Origin of the sequence: Methanococcoides vulcani (genome assembly GCF_900111645.1) — an archaeon.
In the GTDB taxonomy this organism is placed as follows: Archaea; Halobacteriota; Methanosarcinia; order Methanosarcinales; family Methanosarcinaceae; genus Methanococcoides; species Methanococcoides vulcani.
Map to the genome: position 1 here is coordinate 65,412 of NZ_FOHQ01000002.1, position 20,810 is coordinate 86,221.

Annotated in this window: 21 protein-coding genes; 16 read left to right on the forward strand and 5 right to left on the reverse strand. The window is 46.3% G+C overall.

Going from position 1 to position 20,810, the window contains the following annotated elements:
- Positions 1–71: 71 nt before the first annotated feature.
- Together BMX02_RS03630 and BMX02_RS03635 are read right to left on the reverse strand one after the other, a co-directional pair.
- Entirely contained in the window at positions 72–1,973 is a 1,902-nt protein-coding gene (locus BMX02_RS03630; RefSeq protein WP_091689256.1) for a phosphoadenosine phosphosulfate reductase domain-containing protein, read from the reverse strand.
- A gap of 53 nt (positions 1,974–2,026) precedes the next feature.
- Positions 2,027–2,848, reverse strand: a complete 822-nt coding sequence (locus BMX02_RS03635; RefSeq protein WP_091689257.1) for a CRISPR-associated protein Cas4 — start codon at positions 2,846–2,848, stop codon at positions 2,027–2,029.
- A 122-nt stretch (positions 2,849–2,970) separates the two neighbouring features.
- Between BMX02_RS03635 and BMX02_RS03640 the strand changes: the two genes are divergently transcribed.
- The 5 genes from BMX02_RS03640 to cyaB all read left to right on the forward strand — a co-directional run bounded on the left by BMX02_RS03640 (position 2,971) and on the right by cyaB (position 6,923).
- The gene (locus BMX02_RS03640; protein WP_091689259.1) at positions 2,971–3,711 is read left to right on the forward strand and encodes a helix-turn-helix domain-containing protein; all 741 of its coding nucleotides are present in this window, start codon (positions 2,971–2,973) and stop codon (positions 3,709–3,711) included.
- Positions 3,712–3,773: 62 nt separating this feature from the next.
- A complete protein-coding gene (locus BMX02_RS03645; protein WP_091689261.1) occupies positions 3,774–4,823 on the forward strand; it encodes a hydroxymethylglutaryl-CoA synthase in 1,050 nt (349 codons plus the stop codon).
- A gap of 11 nt (positions 4,824–4,834) precedes the next feature.
- Positions 4,835–6,007, forward strand: coding sequence for an acetyl-CoA acetyltransferase (locus BMX02_RS03650; protein WP_091689658.1), 1,173 nt, complete (start codon positions 4,835–4,837; stop codon positions 6,005–6,007).
- Positions 6,008–6,013: 6 nt separating this feature from the next.
- The gene (locus BMX02_RS03655) at positions 6,014–6,403 is read left to right on the forward strand and encodes a Zn-ribbon domain-containing OB-fold protein (protein WP_091689263.1); all 390 of its coding nucleotides are present in this window, start codon (positions 6,014–6,016) and stop codon (positions 6,401–6,403) included.
- Position 6,404: 1 nt separating this feature from the next.
- On the forward strand, positions 6,405–6,923 hold the full coding sequence (gene cyaB / locus BMX02_RS03660) for a class IV adenylate cyclase (protein ID WP_091689264.1): 519 nt from the start codon (positions 6,405–6,407) through the stop codon (positions 6,921–6,923).
- A 108-nt stretch (positions 6,924–7,031) separates the two neighbouring features.
- Here cyaB and metG read toward each other — a convergent pair whose 3' ends face one another.
- Positions 7,032–9,077, reverse strand: a complete 2,046-nt coding sequence (gene metG / locus BMX02_RS03665; RefSeq protein ID WP_091689266.1) for a methionine--tRNA ligase — start codon at positions 9,075–9,077, stop codon at positions 7,032–7,034.
- 130 nt (positions 9,078–9,207) lie between these two features.
- Between metG and sppA the strand changes: the two genes are divergently transcribed.
- Positions 9,208–10,434 carry a signal peptide peptidase SppA gene (sppA, locus tag BMX02_RS03670; protein ID WP_091689268.1) on the forward strand — a complete coding sequence of 409 codons (1,227 nt, stop codon included), beginning with the start codon at positions 9,208–9,210 and terminating at the stop codon, positions 10,432–10,434.
- 102 nt (positions 10,435–10,536) lie between these two features.
- On the opposite strand, the gene BMX02_RS03675 is transcribed toward sppA, so the two are convergent.
- Together BMX02_RS03675 and BMX02_RS03680 are read right to left on the reverse strand one after the other, a co-directional pair.
- Positions 10,537–11,463: a ribose 1,5-bisphosphate isomerase gene (locus tag BMX02_RS03675; protein ID WP_091689270.1), complete on the reverse strand. Its 927-nt coding sequence runs from the start codon at positions 11,461–11,463 to the stop codon at positions 10,537–10,539.
- Positions 11,464–11,516: 53 nt separating this feature from the next.
- Positions 11,517–11,918: a hypothetical protein gene (locus BMX02_RS03680; RefSeq protein ID WP_091689272.1), complete on the reverse strand. Its 402-nt coding sequence runs from the start codon at positions 11,916–11,918 to the stop codon at positions 11,517–11,519.
- Positions 11,919–12,011: 93 nt separating this feature from the next.
- Here BMX02_RS03680 and BMX02_RS03685 point away from each other — a divergent pair, with 93 nt between their 5' ends.
- From BMX02_RS03685 to rpl12p, 10 genes are all read left to right on the forward strand, one after another.
- Entirely contained in the window at positions 12,012–13,376 is a 1,365-nt protein-coding gene (locus BMX02_RS03685) for an NAD-dependent succinate-semialdehyde dehydrogenase (protein ID WP_091689273.1), read from the forward strand.
- Positions 13,377–13,450: 74 nt separating this feature from the next.
- Entirely contained in the window at positions 13,451–14,245 is a 795-nt protein-coding gene (locus BMX02_RS03690; protein ID WP_091689275.1) for a class I SAM-dependent methyltransferase, read from the forward strand.
- A gap of 109 nt (positions 14,246–14,354) precedes the next feature.
- Positions 14,355–15,794 (forward strand): D-aminoacyl-tRNA deacylase, encoded by a 1,440-nt coding sequence (locus BMX02_RS03695; RefSeq protein ID WP_091689277.1) that lies wholly within the window; start codon positions 14,355–14,357, stop codon positions 15,792–15,794.
- A 102-nt stretch (positions 15,795–15,896) separates the two neighbouring features.
- Complete coding sequence (ftsZ, locus tag BMX02_RS03700) at positions 15,897–17,000, forward strand: cell division protein FtsZ (protein WP_091689279.1); 1,104 nt, start codon at positions 15,897–15,899, stop codon at positions 16,998–17,000.
- Between the two features lie 200 nt (positions 17,001–17,200).
- Entirely contained in the window at positions 17,201–17,398 is a 198-nt protein-coding gene (locus tag BMX02_RS03705) for a protein translocase SEC61 complex subunit gamma (protein ID WP_091689281.1), read from the forward strand.
- A 4-nt stretch (positions 17,399–17,402) separates the two neighbouring features.
- Positions 17,403–17,861: a transcription elongation factor Spt5 gene (locus BMX02_RS03710; RefSeq protein ID WP_048193500.1), complete on the forward strand. Its 459-nt coding sequence runs from the start codon at positions 17,403–17,405 to the stop codon at positions 17,859–17,861.
- A gap of 67 nt (positions 17,862–17,928) precedes the next feature.
- Positions 17,929–18,414 (forward strand): 50S ribosomal protein L11, encoded by a 486-nt coding sequence (locus BMX02_RS03715; protein ID WP_091689283.1) that lies wholly within the window; start codon positions 17,929–17,931, stop codon positions 18,412–18,414.
- Between the two features lie 235 nt (positions 18,415–18,649).
- Complete coding sequence (locus tag BMX02_RS03720; protein WP_091689285.1) at positions 18,650–19,291, forward strand: 50S ribosomal protein L1; 642 nt, start codon at positions 18,650–18,652, stop codon at positions 19,289–19,291.
- Entirely contained in the window at positions 19,288–20,316 is a 1,029-nt protein-coding gene (locus BMX02_RS03725; RefSeq protein ID WP_091689287.1) for a 50S ribosomal protein L10, read from the forward strand. Before BMX02_RS03720 ends, BMX02_RS03725 begins: the two co-directional genes overlap by 4 nt.
- Before the next feature lie 46 nt (positions 20,317–20,362).
- Positions 20,363–20,665, forward strand: a complete 303-nt coding sequence (gene rpl12p, locus BMX02_RS03730; RefSeq protein ID WP_091689289.1) for a 50S ribosomal protein P1 — start codon at positions 20,363–20,365, stop codon at positions 20,663–20,665.
- The last annotated feature ends 145 nt before the right edge of the window (positions 20,666–20,810 follow it).

A 20,810-nucleotide genomic window follows, 5' to 3' on the forward strand; every position in this document is an offset into this window, starting at 1 on the left:
CACCAAATTATGTTGTTATATATTATGTATAAACGTTCTGGTTGTGCAATGTGGTACATTGGTCCTGTTCATCAGCCAAACTTCACGATAGGGCAAATATCAATGCAGGCGCCACAGTGGGTGCATGTCTTTCCAATGACCGCTTTTTCGTTCTTGATGGTGATGGAATTGTTGGGGCATTGTCCCACACAGACTCCACAACCCATGCATTTCAGGGCACGCCTGACCGATCTTTCCACATTGGTCATGAACTTGCGTGCACTCTTTTCGTCATTGCCTCTTGCAGTGATCGTTCCCGAGGCGAATATCTGTGCACGTTCATCTCCATGTTGTACTGAAGCGACCCCTTCGATATAAGCAGGCTTTCCGGCAGCACGGAGCTGTCCGGTACTCTCAATTAGCTCCATATCAAGTGCAATGCCAAAACTGCCTTCTGCAGACATCCCGCCTTCGCGGCATGGTCTGTATCCTGAGGTCACAGCAAAGTTCAGGTTACCCTTTACTTTGCTCTTTGGTATGATATTGATCCCTTTCTGCTTTGCCACTTCTGCAATGGCAGGTGGTAGGGTCTGCCATCTCCATAATCCATGGTCCACCCACTCTTTTGAGAGTCCCATACGCTCTGCATATTCCAGCAGGTAGTCATTAAGTCTCTTTTCCATCTCTGGGTGGGTTTCCTTTAAACGCACCAGATCTGCCAGTGATGAGGACGGGCACAGCCAGCATCCGATCCTGTCAAAACCGCGTTCATACATCACATTGTATGGTACTCCGGTCTTAAATATGTAAAGCCAGACATGCATTGCGGTCCAGTCCTGTATCGGGGATGCGCCCACCTGGTTTCCTACCCAGGGGTTCTTCCACACACGTTCGCTCTTTGCCCGGGCATCGGACTCATACTTTCTCTGGCCGATAAAAGTGAGACATCCGTTCTCGTAGTTCTCTTCGATTATCTGTGTGATGGGGCCGAGCTTACATACCTTGCAGCACCAGCGTGCTTCCACAGATGGTGGTCCGAAATTATCCACGGAATCCCAGAAAGCTTCCTTTGCAGCTTTTGTCCTGAGTGGTTTCCTGTATAATTCTTCTATCTCTTTTACATTCTCTACGGTTTCAGGGAATTCCAGTCCGGTATCTGCAAAGAGGAGATCAAAATCTTCTAGGCATTCACTTGTCAGTTGTAATACTGCAAGACTGTCCTTGCCACCGGAATATGACACAGTGACCGGTTTTTTAACGGTCTCGGTAACGTTTTTGATAAATGAATGTGCTTTCTCCTCAAAACGTTCGAGGATATCAGAGTTCGCCTTCACGGCATCGTCCCAGGTCTGTCCACCTTCCGGAACGTTCAGTTTCTCAGGCTTGCCTTTCCAGCGGGTCTTGACACCGACACCACGCTTGTGTTCCAGCATATCGGCACCTGACATGCGTGCACGACCAGCAGCTATGATATCTCCTTCGGGGGTAAGTACGACCGTCTCATCGGAAATCTGTATGTCCGGGTCGGCATCAACGATCCCCGGTGCAAGTACGCTTGCACCCTTTAATATGAAACTCACGGCTCCGCCGTCCAGTACAACCCATCCCTTCATGTCCTTGAGGTCCTTTCCTTCGAAAAGACGTCTTGCGCCGGGCAGTCTTGGCAATAATACCCACTGTAGTTTTTCCATCTCAAAACGGATGCTTGCGAGAACTTCTCCGTCAACGATGATCTCTTCCATCCTGTCATCGTATGGAGCTTTGTTCATTACAACAAGATGACCTTCCGGTATAAGTGGTGCGTTGAACTGCTTTAGTGAAACGGCATTGATATGATCGATGTCGTACTGGAATGCCGGACGTATATCTCCAGGAGGGGTGACCTCTACCTTTTGAGTGCTTTCCCCACAACTGCATTTTTTCCCAAGTACGGGTACATTGCAATGACTGCACCAGTGGAGAAGCAGTTTTCCAAGATATACAGGTTTTGACATCGTAGATGGTCACTGGAAGAATGCATAAATAGGTTTTGGGTGCTGGAACCTTTTCAAAAGAGTTTGGAAGCAAGAGATGACTTCGTAGTGGTACAGAATTTTGTAAAATTGCAATATTTGCAGATAGGACCTTCTTTCCTTTCAGGCAGGATGCCTTCCTTTATAGTGTCAACACGCTTTCGTATCTTCAGAACCTGTCGGCGGTCTTCCGGCCTTATCTTCACTTTTCGGATATTTCCATGTCTTGCATATTGGACAAAACCATGCTCGACACTATCCTCATAGTTGTCCTCGAGAAGCATTGCAATGGCTGCAATGTGGATCCTGTCATTTCCCCAAACACCGGAATCCGGACATTTGCCTGTTCTGATACTAAGCGGTACCATCTTTTCTTTGTAGTGCACAATTGCAGAAGGTATGCCGGTCATCTTTAGTTTGTCAGAATGCAGTACCGGCTCTGTGCGACATGGCCTGATCCTTTGTATGATCTCTTCTCTACCATGCTTCCTGATAGTTTCCGAAAGGTTCATGGCAATGCTGTCGATCTGTTCAGAAACAACACTTTCAGCAGTTTCCAGTACTTTGAAGGGCAGGTCTCGTAGTTCGGTAGAATATATTAGTTCCAGCTCGGCCTTTACACGTTCCATTTCGATGTTAAGTTCGTCATGGATATTCTGTTTTTCACCCGTAGTTCTCTCGATAGCATCAGGATATCCGAGGGAAAGTTCTTTTAGCATCATGTGCTCGAGGTATTCGGCAGTTATCTCTGGTACAAGCGTATGGTTTCGGTAAGCATAGTATACCTGCCGGGGACACTTCAGGTACAGCGTCAGTTCAGAAACATTTGCATGCAATTTGAGATTTATCAAGGGCATGATTTATAGGACATTATCGGCATTTTATAAATAGTTGAACAACATAAGGATTTTTATTCGTCAATTGTCGTAATACCATTCGCTAAATATATATGCAGATTCCTCCTCTTGACTAACGAAGCATGACCGAAGATATGGCCTATGAGAACATCCGTCAGCGTCTGGCTGAAAAGATGGCAGGTGAGATCACTTTATCTGAGAAGCCCGGAGAGGCTTTGAAGAAGTGGCGATTGAACTTTGATATTGCCCAAACCGATCTGTCTGGTTATCTTGGCGTGTCTCCTTCTGTGATAAGTGATTATGAAAGCGGCAGAAGGAAATCTCCCGGTACTCTTATTGTAAGCAAGATCGTAGATGCACTTTTGCAGATCGATTCTTCCAAAGGCGGACAGAAGATCCATAGTTATGAAGGTATGCTTTATACCGATCCGGGTGCCAAGGCAGTGTATGCCACGTATGAGTATACATATCCTATACAGCTTGCAAAGCTTGCAACCCTGATCGAAGCAGATGTTGTGAACAAGGGAGTTGAAAAGCCGCTTTACGGTTTCACTGTCGTGGACAGTAAAAAGGCTATTCTTGAGCTTTCATCCCATGAGTTCCAGAAATTGTATGGCTGGAGTACCGAGCGTGCAATGATATTCACAAAGGTTTCTACCGGAAAATCACCAATGGTGGCTATCCGCGTCACAAATCTGAAACCCGGTGCAGTGGTCATTCACGGAATAAGAGGTAACAAGGTCGATCCGATGGCCCGGAAGATGGCAGAGATAGATCGGATTCCACTTCTTGCAACGACAATGGATATTGATGAACTGGTGGATGTCCTGAAAAAGTACAGCCAGTATCATATAATCGAGTGAAAGAGTATCTCTTTTAGATATATCTTGAAAACTTTTAATACATCAAACAGGTGAATAAAACAATGAGTGTAGGGATTGTCTCGTATGGTGCTTATATCCCCAAATATAGGATAAAAGTAGAAGATATCGCCCGTGTATGGGGAGATGATGCAGATATTCTCAGTGCAGGCCTGATGGTAAATGAAAAATCAGTACCTGACATGGATGAGGATACTGCTACAATTGCAGTGGAGGCTGCAAGATCCGCAGTAGCACGAAACAACATAGATCCCAAACGTATCGGAGCCGTTTATACGGGTTCTGAAAGCCACCCTTATGCTGTAAAGCCTACCAGTACTATTGTAGCTGAAGCCATTGAGGCAACACCGGCCATGACAGCAGCTGACTTTGAATTTGCCTGTAAGGCAGGTACAGCTGCGATCCAGGCATGCATGGGTCTGGTCTCCAGTGGAATGGTCGATCTTGGAATGGCCATTGGTGCCGATGTTTCCCAGGGAGCTCCTGGCGATGCACTGGAATACACTGCAGCAGCAGGTGGTGTCGCTTGCATCATCGGTAGCAAGGAATCTGAGATGGTAGCGGTTATTGAGGATACTTACTCATTTACTACTGATATCCCTGATTTCTGGAGACGTGAGGGCATGGCTTATCCTGAACACGGTGGAAGGTTCACCGGAGAGCCGGGATATTTCAAGCACGTAAGTGGTGCTGCAAATGGCCTGATGGAAAAGATGGGGACCTCCCCTTCTGATTACGATAATGCTGTTTTCCACCAGCCTAATGGTAAGTTCCCTTCAAGGGTTGCCAAGATGCTGGGATTCAGCAAAGAGCAGATCAAACCCGGTCTGGTCGTCCCAAGGCTGGGCAACACCTACTCCGGTTCATGCATGATGGGTATTGCCGCAACACTTGACCAGGCAAAACCAGGTGACAGGATATTCGCAACAGCATTCGGTTCAGGAGCTGGCGGAGATGCCTTCAGTTTCAGGGTGACCGACAAGATCGATGAGGTCCGCGAGGCTGCACCTACAGTTGAAGGGCTACTGGCAGATCCGATCTATATGGACTATGCAATGTATGCCAAGCATAAAGGAAAGATCAGGCTGACATGAGGGGTGTTGATATGAGAGATGTAGCAATTATTGGTGTAAAGAACACAAAGTTCGGTGAGATGTGGGAACGCTCCTTCAGGGACATCGTTGTGGAAGCAGGTGTCGGAGCTATTGAGGACTCAGGAGTTAGCGGCGACAGGCTGGATGGCATGTACGTCGGTAACATGAGTGGTGGACAGTTCGTTGAGCAGGAGCACATTGGTGCTTTGATCGCTGATTATTCAGGCCTGGCATTGGACCTTCATGTTCCGTCAACACGTGTGGAAGCAGCCTGTGCTTCAGGTGGTCTTGCATTCAGGCAGGCTGTGATGGCAGTTGCTTCAGGCCATGAGGATATTGTGATGGCAGCAGGTGTTGAGAAGATGACCGATGTTTCATCCACAGGAGCCTCTTCAGCTCTGGCAGCAGCGGCAGATCGTGAGTGGGAAGGCATAATGGGTGCAACGTTCCCCGGCCTTTATGCAATGGTCGCAAGGATGCACATGCACCAGTATGGCACTACCAGTGAACAGATGGCAGCTGTAGCGGTCAAGAACCACAAGAACGGTTCCATGAATCCTATTGCACAGTACAAGAACCCTATAACCGTGGACAGTGTACTGAACTCCATCATGGTGGCAGACCCATTACACATATTCGATTGTTCTCCGATAACAGATGGTGCTGCGGCAGTGGTCCTGGCTCCTGCGGATGTCGCACATGAGTACACGGACACGCCTATTTACATTAAGGCAACAGCACAGGCAAGCGATACCATCGCACTGCATGACCGTCGTGATATCACAACACTGGATGCATCCGTGTCAGCAGGCAAGCGTGCATTCGAGATGGCAAAGATGACACCAGCTGACATCGACCTTGTTGAGGTCCATGACTGTTTCACCATTGCTGAGATATGTGCTATCGAGGACCTTGGCTTTGCAAAGAAAGGCGAGGGTGGAACGATGACCGAAGAGGGAGAAACAGCAATTGGCGGAAAGATCGCTGTGAACACTTCAGGTGGTCTGAAATCATGTGGACATCCTGTTGGTGCTACCGGTATCAAGCAGGTCGTGGAGGTCACCCAGCAGTTGCGCGGCGAGGCTGGCGGACGTCAGGTAGACGGGGCTGAGGTGGGAATGACCCACAACGTCGGAGGTTCCGGCGCGACAGCAGTTGTACACATTTTAGCGAGGGAGAGGTGATCATCGATGTCTGTAGCAAGATTCTGGAGAAATCAGATCCACAGGTACAACCTTGTTGGAACACATTGCAAGACCTGTGATTCATACTATTATCCACCACGTAACGTATGCCCGAAGTGCAGGCGTGACGGTGAGATCGAGTCTCACAAGTTCTCAGGTCCCGGTGAGATCGTGACCTATACTGTCATTCACACAGCAGCAGAAGGTTTTGAACATCAGGCTCCTTATGTGCTTGGTATTGTCCAGCTGGACGAGGGTCCAAGGTTCACAAGCCAGATAGTTTGCAAACCTGAGGATGTGCATATCGGGATGAAGGTCAAGCCAGTGTTCAGGAAGCTCGGTGAGGGTGGCGACAGGGGCATGATCTATTACGGAACTAAATACATCCCTGCATAAGATGATAGAGATCGAGATCAAGGTGCGTGCCGACCATGGTCCTGTCAGGGACAGGATCCTGGGAATGGGCGCACTCAAGATCCGAACTGAAGATCACCTTGATGTGTATTACAATGCACCGCATCGTGATTTTGCAGAAACTGACGAAGCATTGAGGTTGCGCAGTGTCAACGGTGGCACGCGCATGACCTACAAGGGCAGGAAGCTCGACAGCGTCTCTAAGACAAGGGAAGAATTTGAAACCCCTGTGGATGGGACGGCAGCAAAGGGCATTCTTGTTTCTCTTGGTTTTTTTGAATCCGGAATTGTGAAAAAAACACGGGATATCTACAGATACGATGATATCACCATCTGCCTTGATTCAGTTGAAGGCCTGGGTGAGTTCGTTGAAGTGGAATTAGTAGCAGATTCGGATATTGATTCTCACAGGGAACTGCTGTTCGAATTCCTTGAAAGCATTGGGATAAAAAAAGAGGCTTCCATCAGGACATCTTATCTTGAGATGCTGATGGAGAAATAAAAGGAGAGTTGTTCTCCTTTCTTTTTTAATTTAGGTTTGAGATCAACTTCACATTTACTATTGAAGTTTACTCTCGCACTTGTATTTTAATTCGCTTTACATTGACACTTACATTATGCCATTTCCGGCATTGGTTCCTTTCTCAGGCTGCAACAGGATAGCTTTGCCTTCCTCATCAGTTCCTGCAAGTATCATGCCGTTGGACTCCACTCCGCAAAGCTTTGCAGGTGCGAGGTTTGTAAGTACAAGTACCTGCTTGCCGGGCAATTCTTCCGGTGAGTGTGATTCCTTTATACCGGCGACGATCTGGCGTGTTTCTTCCTCGCCAAGGTCGACCTGCAGCTTAAGCAGTTTCTTGGATTTCTTTATCTCTTCGGCAGAAACGATGGTTCCTATTCTCAGGTCAAGCTTTGAAAAGTCGTCGAATGTGATCAGTTCTTTCATCTCCTTTGGTTCTTCTTTTTCTTCCTTGCCACTCTGTTTTGCAATGGCTTCCTTAACTCTTGCAGATGCAATGGCTTCCATCTGTTCGGTCTTTTCATCCTCTACCTTCTCAAAGAGGATGGATGGTTTTTCAAGTGGTGTGCCGCTCTTAACAAGTTCTGTGGCTTCAGCATATCCTGCTGCATGCACATCTGTTGTCATTCCGATCTGCTTCCATGCATCTTCCATTTTACCTGGCAGGATCGGTTCAAAGAGCAGGCACAGTGCCTTTCCAAGCTGTATGCAGTTTGCAACAACTTCGCCACATGCTTCTTTGTTCTCTTTGATGAGCTTCCATGGTTCGTTGGACTGGAAATAGCTGTTTCCGTATGATGCCAGTGCCATTACAGCGTCAGCATATTTCTTGAACTCATAGTTCTCCATTGCCTCATTTGCAGCTTCAATGGTTGAATTGATCTCATCCAGTGTTTCCTGTTTGATCTCACCTGCAGGGATCTCCTTGAAGTTCTTGTGGGTGAACAGGAGCGTCCTGTACAGGAAGTTTCCGAAAACTCCTACAAGTTCAGTATTGATCTTGTCCTGGAAGACCTCCCATGAGAAGTTCAGTTCCTTGGTGTGGGATGTGTAGCTTGCGAGGTAGTAACGGAGAAGGTCCGGGTGGAACCCATGGTCAAGATAGTCTTCTCCTACCCATACGACATATCCACGGCTCTTCGAGAACGTCTTGTCCTCGATCTTCACCATTCCTGATGCAACAACTGCCCAGGGCTGTGTGTATCCGGCACCTTTGAGCATGGCCGGCCAGAAGATGCAGTGGTGGTATATGATATCTCCGCCGATGAAGTGAACGATGCGTGAATCTTCTTTCCAGAACTTCTCCCAGCTCTCATTATTTGCCTCTGCCCATTCTTCAGTGAACGCGATGTATCCGATAGGTGCATCCACCCACACGTAGACCACAAGTTCATCATGTCCCGGGAAGCGCACTCCCCATTCAAGGTTCCTTGTGATGCACCAGTCGGTCAGCTCCTGTTTGATCCATCCAAGTGCGTAGTTCCTTGCATTGAGGGTTCCTCCGAGTTTTTCAAGGTGCTCTATCAGGAAATCCTTGAACTGGGACAGCTTAAAGAAATAGTGCTCCTGTTTCCTGTATTCGGCAGGTCCGCCGCATGTTGTACAGGTCGGATTCTCAAGTTCTCCCGGTTCAAGATGCTTTCCACATCCCTGGTCACACTCATCTCCCCTTGCCTCTTCCTTGCAGTGCGGGCATGTTCCTTTCACATACCTGTCCGGGAGGAAGCGGTCACATGCCGGGCAATATGCGATCTCGATGGTCTTTGGGAAAACATAATCGTTTTCGATAAGCTTGTTGACGATTTCGGTAGTACGGTCGTGATTTGTTTGATCATCGGTCGTGCCGAATGCATCGAACATCACACCCATTTCCTTGAAGGTCTCATCGAAATGCTTGTGATATATCTTTATCAGTTCTTTAGGTGTGGTGTTCAGCTCTTCCGCGTTGAAAACGATGGGGGTTCCATGAGTATCGGAACCACACACGAAAGTGACCTCCTGTCCGGTCTTACGGAGGGATCTTGTGAATATATCTGCAGGGATATATGTACGCAAATGGCCGACGTGTGCCTTTCCATTTGCATATGGCAGCCCACATGTTACGAGGACTGGTTTATCTGATGGGAATTTGGACATTTTTTATCTCCATTATCATTAGTTTCCTTTTGCATGGTCTACAATAATAAAATATATTTCGCTTATATTATCAACAAGAGAAGCTTTTTGAATGTTCAGGTCAATTTACAATATATATCAGAGGTATTAAATGACCTATAGTGAAGAACCCGTGAATGGAAAAGATGATGCTGAAGGCCTTCTTGATGAAGTTCTGGAAGAATCCGTAGAGGATGCTCCGGATCTTGGAGCATTTGAGATGACTCCTGAGCCCGAGTATACGGAGATACTGGACAATGTTCATGAAGATGGCAACCTGACGGACAGCGTTGTTGTACCATCAGTTGAGACATTGGATGATGATATTATAGAATATGTCCCTCCTGTGGAGGTTAAAGAAGAGGGGACCACAATACCTCCAAAGGAAGCAAAAGAAGCTCCACAAAGTCCGCCTGCTCCAAAAAAGAGCCATAAATGGCAATATATTGCATTGTTCACTGCATTGTTGCTTATAATTGGTGGAAGCTTTGCAGTTATTTACCTGTCCTTTGGTGGCGAGATCTATACTTCTGATAATAAAGTTGCAGTGATCTACGTACAGGGAGTAATGCTTACAGGTAATCTTCCTTCCGGCTTTGGATATGCAACATCAGAGGATGTGTGTAACAGCCTGCGTGAAGCTGCAGCCGATGAAGGTGTCAAGGCAATAGTCCTCAGGGTGAACAGCGGAGGCGGATCGCCGGCAGCAGCAGAGGAGATCATAACTGAGATCGAGAATGTCCAGGCACAGGGTATCCCTGTGGTCGTTTCCATGGGCGATGTGGCTGCAAGTGCTGCATACCATATTTCCGCACCTGCAGACCTGATACTGGCAAACCCTTCCACGATAACGGGGAGCATAGGTGTGATCGGCGTTTACACGAACCGGTCGGAATATTATGACAATGAAGGAATAGATTTCTACATCTCTAAATCTGGTGAGTTCAAGGATATGGGTGGTGACTGGAGGGGTCTGACCTCTGAGGAGAAGGAGTATGCTGACACGGTCGTTCTCAAGGTCTATGACCTGTTCATCACCAGTGTTGCAGAGCACCGTAATATGACAAAGAGCGAGGTGAAGGATATTGCCGATGGTCGCGTCTACATCGCTGTGGAAGCAAAAGAGATCGGGCTGATCGATGACTTTGGGAATCTGTATGATGCGATTGATGCAGCGGCAGAACTTGGAGGTATCGAAGGTGAGCCTTCAGTATATTATATTAACAGGCCATCCCTCTCGAGCATACTTTTCGGTTCAGAGGAAACCTTTTCAACAGATTCTGTTGAGCAACTGGTAAGTTATTATAAGGAAAGTCCGGTAGGTACGATCGTCGAGTGATCGGCGGTCATTTTTTTAGTTGATGATTTGAATGTATGTAAAAAAAGTGACCAAATTATTGATCACCTTATCTTTTAGTTGCTATCTTTGACCGATCACTGATCATCCGATATTAGTGAGTTCCCATCCGAGATGTTCCTTGATGATGGTGTAGGCCATCTGTGGTGGGAATGCTCCGACCTCTGTAATTATTATGTCAATGTATTCGGCAGGTGTTATGTCGAATGCAGGATTTTTGACTTTCACATTTGGCATTTCTGCAAGGATCTCCTGATCAATGACCTCATCTGCCGACCTTTCTTCGATATCGATCATGTCACCAAGTATCGTGTTCGGGCTGAACTTGAAAGTTTCAGCAACGCTCAGGACATTCTTCCTTGCTTCATGTGCAGCATGCGCCAGCTGTGATGTTCCTATCTTATTGACAAGAGCACCATTGATCGTTATTGCATCAGCACCAACTATTACGGTGTCAACTTCTTTCATGGAATATCTGACCGCAGAATCCACGATCAATGTGGTGGGAATGCCGTAATCGTTCAGTTCCCTTATGGTAAGCAACCCCTGCCTTCTCGGGCGTGACTCGGTTGCTATGACCGAGATATCCTTGCCCTGTTTGAAAGCTGTGGATATGACCGAAAGTGCTGCATGGGAATTGCAGTGTGTCATGATGACGTCCCCGTCATGTATCCTTTTGGCACCGATCTTTCCCATTTTATCAAGAGCTTCTCCTGCCTGCTTGAGGAATACGTCTGCGTTGCGAATTATCTCCTCACGTGCTCCTGCCACGTCATCAGAATAATGATGTTTTGTGATCTGTACTGCATTTGGAAGTGATACGGCAGTCGGACGTGTCTGGATAAGGATATTTGCTGCTTCATCCACTTTTTTATTAAAATCCTTTATGTTGGTGACCTTGAGGCTCAGTACGTAATCACGAAGTGCAGCAGAGGCGGCTTCGGCGATCCTTCCTGCTCCACGTATCTCCATTGTCCTTATTTTTTCTGCGGTGTCAAGTAATTGCTGCATAACGACATATTGGGAGTGAATGCATTTATATGTATTCTGTTATGGTCCAGTGCTCAGTTCTGCATGCGTTTTCCGGTGTACATTGGCAGTATCAGGATAAATGCGTAGGAGATCCATATTGATATGTATGTATAGTAATCCTGGTCATAGATCGTCAGGTACATCAGCAGGTCAAGAAGTACATTTATCACAAGGAAGATCACTCCAAGGACTGTTGCCTCTGCAATTTTGTCAACTGCATTTTCAAGGTATCTCTTTGAAAGATATGGTATGACTATTAAAGAGGCGATAAGCAACGGGACCGATATGGCCGGCATTTTTGAAACATATTCTATGGAGGGTATCTCCGATAGCGCCGGGGTCATGAAGACAACGGTTCCACACACAAAACCGATCGCCCAGATGAGGAGTGAATACCCTATCGCTTTCAGTGGTCGGTATGGTTTGTAGTTCATTTAACTACCTCCATATTGTCATCTGGTACTATCATTTATATATTGATATCAAATCCGCCTCTCTTATATTAAATTAGGATCAATTAGCCAACTATGAACGCAATGGTCTCAATAAATCCTGCAAATGGGAATGTCAATGGTGAGTTCGAATTGCACTCCTCTGAAGAAGTAAATTCGATACTGAAAAGGTCCAGCGAAACGTTCCTGGAATGGAGTTCACTTGCTGCTGCTGAGCGGGGTGTCTATCTTGAGGATGTCGCTGCTATGCTTCGAAAGGAGGAACAGGACCTTGCAGAGACCATTACAAAAGAAATGGGCAAACCCATAAAACAGTCGCTTCCGGAGGTTGAAAAATGTGCAAGCATGTTCGACTATTTTGCCTCCAATATCGAGTCACTTCTTGAGCCTGACGTTGTGGATGATGCTTCATCAGCCTTCATTTCATTCGAGCCCATGGGCACGATACTTGCTATCAAACCCTGGAATTTCCCTCTCTGGCAGGTCCTGAGTGCTGCTTCCCATGTACTTGCAGGCGGAAATACAATGGTTTTGAAGCATTCCAGCTATGTTCCGATGTGTGCTCTTAAGATCGAGGAGATATTTGAGAAAGCAGGGGTTCCAAAAGGTGTGTTCCAGACACTTCTTGTAGACGGACCTATGGCTTCCTCATTGATATCAAGGCCGGAGATCACAGCAGTTTCATTTACTGGTGGCCTTCCTTCAGGTCAGAAAGTGGCTGAAACGGCGGGTAGGAACATGAAGAAATGTGTTCTTGAACTCGGGGGTAGTGATCCTTTCATCGTATTGGAAGATGCCGATATTGAAATGGCTGCAAAGGTCGCTGTTTCAGGTCGTTTTATCAACACAGGCCAGACCTGTATTTCATCCAAACGCTTCATTGTGGATGAATCAATTGCAGATGAGTTCACAGCTCTTTTTGTGGAAAAGACCCGTGCACTTAAGCTGGGTGACCCGCTGGACCCTGAAACAGACCTTGGTCCACTGGTCCGTGAGGATCAGGTTGCATTACTTGAAGCACAGGTCAGTGAAGCAGTTTCAATGGGTGCTAAAGTAGAGCTTGAGGGTGGCAGTATGGAAGGCGAGGGTTACTATTTCTCACCGGTTGTACTTTCTGATGTGACCGTGGATATGGGAGTCATGAAAGAGGAGACCTTCGGGCCGGTTGCTCCTATTATTGCAGTTAAAGATGAAGCTGAGGCTATGAATATCGCTAATGCTACTGAGTTTGGCCTGGGTGCGAGTATCTGGAGCGGGGATGAGGTAAAGGCTTCCTCACTTGCATGTCAGATACAGGCGGGGGTTGTTGGCGTGAATGGCTTTTTCAGGCCCGAGGCAAACCTGCCATTTGGCGGTGTAAAGAAAAGCGGCATTGGAAGGGAGCTTTCAAGGTTCGGATTCTATGAGTTTATGAACATCAAGTCCACAAAAGTGTATTGATGAGTTATAATTAATAAGTTGTAATTCATGAGCTTTAATTGGTATTGGATAATGTACGGGCAGGAGTCCTTTCAATGACTTCCTTTAAACATCTTGATGACTTTCCTGAAGAAATTCGTCATCTGATCCCTAAGCGTTTTGATATTATCGGGGATGTTGCAGTGGTATCGTTCCCTCCTGAGTTAAGGGATCATAGATTTTCTGTTGCAGAGTATATCTCGTCAAAGAGGGGCAATATCCGGGGGGTCCTTAACAAGGTGACAAAGCTGGAAGGTGATCATCGGGTTGCCGGTTTCGAACTGTTGCTTGGCGATAGCTCGTTAACAACTCATATGGAATTCGGGCTCAGGTATAAGATGGACCTGAAGGACGTTTTTTTCAATGGGAGGCTTGCTTTTGAGAGAAAAAGGTTGGCTTCCCAGGTTCGGGAGGGTGAGGACGTGCTGGTTCCTTTCTGCGGGGTCGGACCATTTGCAATACCTGCTGCATCAAAGGGTGCCAAGGTCATTGCTCTTGAGAAAAATCCGGCAGCTTGCAAATGGCTGGCTGAGAACATCAAATTGAACCATGTGGAGGATAACATAAGTCCTATCCTTGCAGATGCATCATGTATTGGGAATATGCTGAATGCAAAGTTTGACAGGGTAATAATTCCAACTCCTTATGGGATGGACCGTTTCCTTGAGGATGTGCTTCCCCTTGTAAGAAGTGGTGGATATTTGCATTTCTATACGTTCAAGACCCGGGAGCAGATCGAAGGTCTGATCAAGAAATATTCCGGTATGGGGCTCAATGTTATCGGTTACCGGCGGTGTGGGAATGTTGCTCCGGGTGTTAGCAGGTGGGTATTCGATATGGTAAAGGTATGACCTCCGCCCCCTTATCATCTGCAGGCGGTAAAGGTTATTAGTTGTGCTATTCTAATTGCTGTGAACAGCTTGTGACTTAAATGTAATTTACTATTGGGGTCCTTTGATCATGCAGACAACTATCGATAAGGAAAGTTCTACAAACATCATCATTATCTGTTCGACTGTTGATATGGCAGGCCAGAACATAAAAGATCATTTGCTCAGGCTCAGGGAATGGAGCAGGTTGGAGTTACCTCCGGGTATAATTGAAGACCTGTCCGAGGTCTATGAGAGTGGTAATTTCCGGATCGTGGAGGTTAATATACATCATATCTATCTGGAGAATATTGATGAGAAATTAAAGAAGGCCGGTTTGCCCTGCGATCTCATAATTTTTGCTTCCAAGCACAGGAGTGCGGATGGAAGGCGGTTGCTTACGTCTCATTTTACAGGAAATCCGGGGTCTGCCGATTTTGGCGGAAATCCGGGAGAGCTGGCAAAAGCAGCTCCATTTGCTTTGCGTTCTATTCTCCTGTCAATGTCTGAAATGGTTGGTGATATTGACTATGACGTCTCCATGGAGTCAACGCATCATGGTCCTTCAGACCTGAACGTTCCTTCGGTGTATGCGGAGATCGGAAGTTCTGAATCAGAATGGGTCGATACTGCTGCCGGTGATATAGTTGCCCGTGCTATCCTTGCTGTGGAACCGGTAAAATGTCCGGTTGCCATTGGTTTTGGCGGTGGGCATTATGCTGCAAGGCAGACTAATCTTATTTTTAGTTCTGATGTGACCTTCGGGCACAATTTCCCGAATTACCAGATACAGAATGTTGATGGGGCTATGTTCCGGCAGGCAGTTGAGAGGTCAGGTGCCGATCTGGTGTACTGTGACCGGAAATCGATGTCTTCGGGAGATCGGAAGAAGATACGTGATCTGGCGGATTCATCCGGTCTTGAACTGCTAAGGGAGAGTGACATCAGGGAGATGAGAGGTGTCCGTTGGGATGACTTCAGGATATTCCTGCATAAGGTGAAGGAGCATGATCTATTGGGTCGGGTGAAGTTCTCCGAAGGTATCCGGAAAAGGCTGGGTGAGGTGGCTCTCACTGGTTCGGGTATGGATGCTATGTCGGTCACAACTGTCAGGGTAGATCAGGAGCTTATCAAACTGGCCAAATCAGTGGACATTGCGGCTTTGAAAAACGTACTTCAGAACTCAAATATTGTGTATTTTGAATTAGAGGATGCAACTGTTTCAAATGTGTTCTTTACTTTCTGGAAGCAGGATGCAGAGGATTTCCTTACCTTTTTGGTAAACGAATGCATTAAAATACTAAAAGGACGTTATGATACTGAATATGTTTTCGATGAAAACGTGTTGTATATTACGGATGATAGGTTCAACCCCGATCTCGCACGAAAAATGGGAGTTCCTCCGGGCCCCATGTTTGGGAAACTGGCCAATGGTGAGTCGGTTATAATAGATGGAAGGACCATCGGGCCAGAAATGGTACGTGAAAGGACAAAAAAAAGTTTTGTGTTAATAACGCAATCTTTTGAATAAAAGATGGTAAAGTATAATACAAATATCTAACATGTGTATTGCATTAGTATTGTATAATTCCAATAATACATTTGATCATTTTGCTATAGTGGAGAATATGTTATGAAATCCATAGTAGAAGAGGCATTGGCACGATCTGTAGAAGAGACACAAATCCGTTCCAGCGTCCCGGAACAGAATGACATCAATGCGGAACTCGAAGCGATGCTTAGAGATCTGCAGACGAACATCAAGGTCATTGGTTGCGGCGGCGGCGGTTCGAACAGTGCTCAGCGCATGGCGCAGGAAGGCATCAAGGGCGCAGAGCTTGTTGCAATAAACACGGATGCACAACATCTTTTGAATGTCACTACCGAGAGCAAGATCCTTATCGGCAAGAAAAAGACAAGAGGTCTTGGTGCTGGCAGTCTGCCACAGATCGGCGAAGATGCTGCACTTGAAAGCATTGATGAGGTGCGTGCGGTCGTAGATGGCACTGATATGGTGTTCATTACTGCAGGACTTGGCGGTGGTACCGGTACAGGTTCCGCTCCGGTTGTTGCAGAGGCTGCACGTGATACAGGTGCTTTGACAATTGCCGTGGTAACTCTTCCATTCGCTGTTGAAGGTCAGGTAAGACGCACAAACGCCGAGGCAGGACTTGAAAGGCTCAGGGATGTTGCAGATACTGTGATCGTAGTTCCTAATGACAAGCTCCTTGAGGTTGTCCCAAGATTACCATTACAGGCTGCTTTCAAGGTCTCTGATGAGGTTTTGATGAGAGCTGTAAAAGGTATTACCGAGCTTATTACAAAACCTGGTCTTGTAAACCTCGACTTTGCTGATGTAAGGACCGTCATGCAGAACGGTGGCGTGGCAATGATAGGTCTTGGTGAGGCAGACGGTGAGAACAAAGCTGTGGAATCTGTCCAGAAAGCATTGAGGAGTCCTCTTCTTGATGTGGATATCTCAGGTGCTACTTCCGCTCTTGTGAATGTTGTTGGTGGTCCGGATATGACCATTGCAGAAGCAGAGAGTGTTGTACAGGAAGTCTACAGCAGGATCGATCCAAATGCAAGGCTGATCTGGGGAGCACAGGTGGATCCTGAGCTTGAGCACTCTGTCCGCACAATGCTTGTTGTAACAGGTGTGAAATCTCCACAGATATATGGAAGTGGAAGTTCCCAGAACGTTACTCGAAAATACGGTATTGATTTCGTAAAATGAAAAGGAGTTCTCTCCTTCTCTTTCTAATTTGAACCAAATTGTTTTTGTGGGGTTCAATCGAAAGGTATTTTATATAGTACGTTATTTAAACGCCGCTAGAATTTATAATATGGTCGAGGTGTTGGTACTCTGAATTAGATCAACCCCGATCAATCATATGTAATATACTGAAACTGGTTGTGAGAAGTTTGGCAGGTAATATGTTTGAAGCGCCTAAGATAAACCGTAATGTCGTTCAAGTCCTTAAGTCATACCTGAGGGTATTGAAATTGTCCAAGAAGCCTTCAAGGGAAGAGTTCCACATGATCTCTAAGGTCGCTGGTGCCGGTATTTTGGTAATAGGCTTTGTTGGTTTCATTATCTATATACTGCTGACGGAATTACCAAAGTGGGTGTAACTTTATGAGTGAAGATGCCGCTATATTTGTTGTTAAGACAACTGCGAATCAAGAGCGCTCAGTTGCCGGGATGCTGGCTCAGGTTGCCAGGAAGGACAATCTTGACATCAGGGCTATAATTGCTCCGGATGAGCTTAAAGGGTATGTACTTCTGGAATCATCCGATTCCGGTGCTGTAGAACAGGCTATTCAGACGGTCCCTCATGCAAGGACTGTTGTTAAAGGCCAGTCCAGTATAGCGGAGATCGAACATTTCCTTACACCAAAACCAACCGTCACAGGTATTGTGGAAGGTGCGATCATCGAGGTAACCTCCGGTCCGTTCAAGGGCGAAAAGGCACGTGTGAAGCGTGTTGACGAAGGTCACGAGGAAATAACGGTCGAGCTGTTCGATGCTGTTGTACCAATACCTATAACTATACGTGGTGATACTGTACGGATACTCAGGAAGGAAGAATCCTGATGCGTACTGTATGATTATATTCATTAACTAAAACTAAATTTATAAAATTAAAAAAGGTGAATCTCTAATGGCAAGTGTTGTAGAAGCCTTGGTTCCTGGAGGTAAAGCAAATCCGGGCCCTCCTCTTGGTCCAGCATTGGGACCTCTTGGTGTAAATATCAAAGATGTGATTGATAAGATCAATGACAAAACTAAAGATTACAATGGAATGCAGGTTCCTGTTAAGGTAATTGTTGCTGATGACAAGAGTGTCGAGATCGAAGTGGGTACTCCACCAACAGCCGCATTGATCCTTAAGGAACTGAACATTGAGAAAGGCTCCGGGGAATCCGGTACTGTCAATGTTGGTGATCTTTCAATTGCACAGGCCGCAAAGGTCGCTCGCATGAAGAAAGACGATATCCTTTCCTATTCCCTCAAGGCTGCAGTTAAAGAGGTCATGGGCACATGTGTGCCAATGGGCGTTACTGTAGAAGGTCTTGATCCAAGGGAATGCCAGAAAGCTGTTGACGAGGGCAAGTTTGACGAGCCTCTTGCAGCAGAAGCATGGTAATCGGATCGATATCCAATATTAATGTCAAATGCGTTGGTCGGCCGCTCAGGCTGACCGATAAGTTTAAAATAATTGCTTCATTATTGAAGTGTTCGTAATTGAGATGAAAATCTCCTTACTTTAACCGTAGTAGGCCGCAGCGGTCGCATCGGTTGGTATGCATATCGTATGCCCGCCGGATACCGGGTCTGACCCTGTATCTGAACATTTGTTCATTAACTACGGGAGGAATAGAATGGTAGAAGAGACTACTTTAAATCTAGTAAAAGAGTTAGTCGAAGGATCCCCTGAACGTAAGTTCTCTGAAAGTGTGGATCTGGCAATTAACTTAAAGAACCTCGATATGAGTCAACCCAAGAACCGTGTGGACGAAGAGATAATTCTTCCCAATGGTCTTGGTAAATCCCTTAAGATAGCTGTTTTTGCAAAGGGTGAAGTTGGACTCAATGCTAAAGATGCTGGTTCAGACTATGTTCTGACCGAAGAGGATATCAAAGAACTTGGCGAGGATAAATCCAAGGCAAGAAGTCTTGCAAATGAGTGTGACTTCTTCATTTCAGAAGTGCAGTACATGCCTCTGATCGGTAAGACCCTCGGTGCAATTCTCGGTCCTCGTGGAAAGATGCCTGTACCTTTGACACCTGATAAGAACGTTGCAGATCTTATCAACAGTACGAAGAACTCAATTCGTATACGCTCAAAAGACAGACTTACGTTCCACGTAGCAATTGGTCGCAGAGACATGGATGTCGAAAACCTGGCAGAGAATATCGAGACAGTTCTGAGCAGAGTCGAGCACTCACTCGAAAAAGGTAAACATAACCTTAAATCGGTCTATGTTACGACTACTATGGGTAAATCTGTGAGGTTGGTATGATGGAAGAACTTCACCACAGTGAACATATCCCTAAATGGAAGAAAGAAGAGGTCGAGGATATCAAGAACCTCGTCACATCATATCCATTGTTAGGTGTTGTGGGTATTGGAGGCATTCCTGCAAAACAGCTTCAGGCAATGAGAAGGAGCCTTAAGGATGTTGCTGTCCTGAAGGTGTCCAGAAACACTCTCATAAGAAGAGCACTTGATGAGTCATCCGATGATATCAAGAAAATGGATGATTTTGTTGAGGTTCAGACTGCACTGATATTCACAGAACAGAATCCTTTCAAACTCTACAAGTTGCTTGAGAAGAGCAAGAGTCCTTCCCCTATCAAAGGTGGAATGGTCACTCCTAATGATATTGTTGTGGAAGCAGGTCCAACAAGCTTCCCACCAGGACCTATACTGGGCGATATGCAGGCTGCAGGAATTCCTGCTGCTATCGACGGCGGTAAGGTCGTTATCAAGGAGACCAAGGCAGTTGCAAAGGCCGGAGAGGTCGTATCCCAGAAGCTCGCAGCTATGCTTACAAGGCTGGAGATCTATCCACTTGAAGTGGGTCTTGATCTGAGAGCAGTTATGGAAGAGGGATCTATCTTCACTCCTGATGTACTCGCAATTGATGAGGAACAGATCTTCGCAGACTTCGTACAGGCTACTCAGCAGGCATTCAACCTGTCTGTCAACGCAGTGTACCCAACAACCGAAAACATCAGCACATTACTTGCAAAGGCAGCTTCAGAATCAAAGAACGTTGCTATCAACGCTGTGGTCTTCGAGCCGGATGTCATGAACGTCCTGCTTGGCAAAGCACAGGGCGAGATGATGTCTGTTGCATCAGCAGCATCTGCTAAGGATGAGGGTTCAATTGACGATGAGCTGAAAGAGGCACTTGGCGCAGCTGCATCAGCAGCACCAGTTGAATCTGCAGCTGAAGAGGTCGTTGAAGAGAAGGAAGAAGAAAAAGAAGAGGACGACGAGGAAGGCGGCATGGCTGCTGGTCTTGGAGCACTCTTTGGATAAACTACTATCAAAAAATTAATATTAATAACATAAAAGGTGATTTACAATGGAATACATATACGCAGCACTTTTACTACACAACGCTGAGAAAGACATTACAGAAGAAGCAGTTACTGCAGTACTCACTGCAGCAGGAGTAGACGTTAACGATGCACGTGCAAAGGCACTCGTTGCAGCACTCGAGGATGTTGACATCGCAGACGCAATGGCAACCGCAGCAGTCGCAGCACCTGCAGCAGCAGCAGCACCTGCAGCAGCAGAGGCAGCAGCTGAAGAAGCTCCTGCAGAAGAAGAGAAAGCTGAAGAAGAAGAGAGCGGCATGGCTGGTCTCGGAGCACTCTTCGGATAATTTCTTTCAAAACGATACTCGCATCATGCGGGTATCACCAATCTTTTTTTTTCTTTAATTACTTTCAATTTAAAAATACCTGGACTATCATTTTTATCACTGGATCTCTCTATCGGGAGCATCAGTGATCAAAATTCGAATAGAC

What these genes read in the sequence shown, in the direction of transcription:
- BMX02_RS03680 (WP_091689272.1), bottom strand. Translation starts at nt 11,918, where the DNA reads ATGAACTACAAACCATACCGACCACTGAAAGCGATAGGGTATTCACTC.
- BMX02_RS03685 (WP_091689273.1), top strand. Translation starts at nt 12,012, where the DNA reads ATGAACGCAATGGTCTCAATAAATCCTGCAAATGGGAATGTCAATGGT.
- cyaB (WP_091689264.1), top strand. Translation starts at nt 6,405, where the DNA reads ATGATAGAGATCGAGATCAAGGTGCGTGCCGACCATGGTCCTGTCAGG.
- BMX02_RS03640 (WP_091689259.1), top strand. Translation starts at nt 2,971, where the DNA reads ATGACCGAAGATATGGCCTATGAGAACATCCGTCAGCGTCTGGCTGAA.
- sppA (WP_091689268.1), top strand. Translation starts at nt 9,208, where the DNA reads ATGACCTATAGTGAAGAACCCGTGAATGGAAAAGATGATGCTGAAGGC.
- BMX02_RS03725 (WP_091689287.1), top strand. Translation starts at nt 19,288, where the DNA reads ATGATGGAAGAACTTCACCACAGTGAACATATCCCTAAATGGAAGAAA.
- BMX02_RS03695 (WP_091689277.1), top strand. Translation starts at nt 14,355, where the DNA reads ATGCAGACAACTATCGATAAGGAAAGTTCTACAAACATCATCATTATC.
- metG (WP_091689266.1), bottom strand. Translation starts at nt 9,077, where the DNA reads ATGTCCAAATTCCCATCAGATAAACCAGTCCTCGTAACATGTGGGCTG.
- rpl12p (WP_091689289.1), top strand. Translation starts at nt 20,363, where the DNA reads ATGGAATACATATACGCAGCACTTTTACTACACAACGCTGAGAAAGAC.
- BMX02_RS03690 (WP_091689275.1), top strand. Translation starts at nt 13,451, where the DNA reads ATGACTTCCTTTAAACATCTTGATGACTTTCCTGAAGAAATTCGTCAT.
- BMX02_RS03715 (WP_091689283.1), top strand. Translation starts at nt 17,929, where the DNA reads ATGGCAAGTGTTGTAGAAGCCTTGGTTCCTGGAGGTAAAGCAAATCCG.
- BMX02_RS03710 (WP_048193500.1), top strand. Translation starts at nt 17,403, where the DNA reads ATGAGTGAAGATGCCGCTATATTTGTTGTTAAGACAACTGCGAATCAA.
- BMX02_RS03650 (WP_091689658.1), top strand. Translation starts at nt 4,835, where the DNA reads ATGAGAGATGTAGCAATTATTGGTGTAAAGAACACAAAGTTCGGTGAG.
- BMX02_RS03630 (WP_091689256.1), bottom strand. Translation starts at nt 1,973, where the DNA reads ATGTCAAAACCTGTATATCTTGGAAAACTGCTTCTCCACTGGTGCAGT.
- BMX02_RS03645 (WP_091689261.1), top strand. Translation starts at nt 3,774, where the DNA reads ATGAGTGTAGGGATTGTCTCGTATGGTGCTTATATCCCCAAATATAGG.
- BMX02_RS03655 (WP_091689263.1), top strand. Translation starts at nt 6,014, where the DNA reads ATGTCTGTAGCAAGATTCTGGAGAAATCAGATCCACAGGTACAACCTT.
- BMX02_RS03720 (WP_091689285.1), top strand. Translation starts at nt 18,650, where the DNA reads ATGGTAGAAGAGACTACTTTAAATCTAGTAAAAGAGTTAGTCGAAGGA.
- BMX02_RS03675 (WP_091689270.1), bottom strand. Translation starts at nt 11,463, where the DNA reads ATGCAGCAATTACTTGACACCGCAGAAAAAATAAGGACAATGGAGATA.
- BMX02_RS03635 (WP_091689257.1), bottom strand. Translation starts at nt 2,848, where the DNA reads ATGCCCTTGATAAATCTCAAATTGCATGCAAATGTTTCTGAACTGACG.
- BMX02_RS03705 (WP_091689281.1), top strand. Translation starts at nt 17,201, where the DNA reads ATGTTTGAAGCGCCTAAGATAAACCGTAATGTCGTTCAAGTCCTTAAG.
- ftsZ (WP_091689279.1), top strand. Translation starts at nt 15,897, where the DNA reads ATGAAATCCATAGTAGAAGAGGCATTGGCACGATCTGTAGAAGAGACA.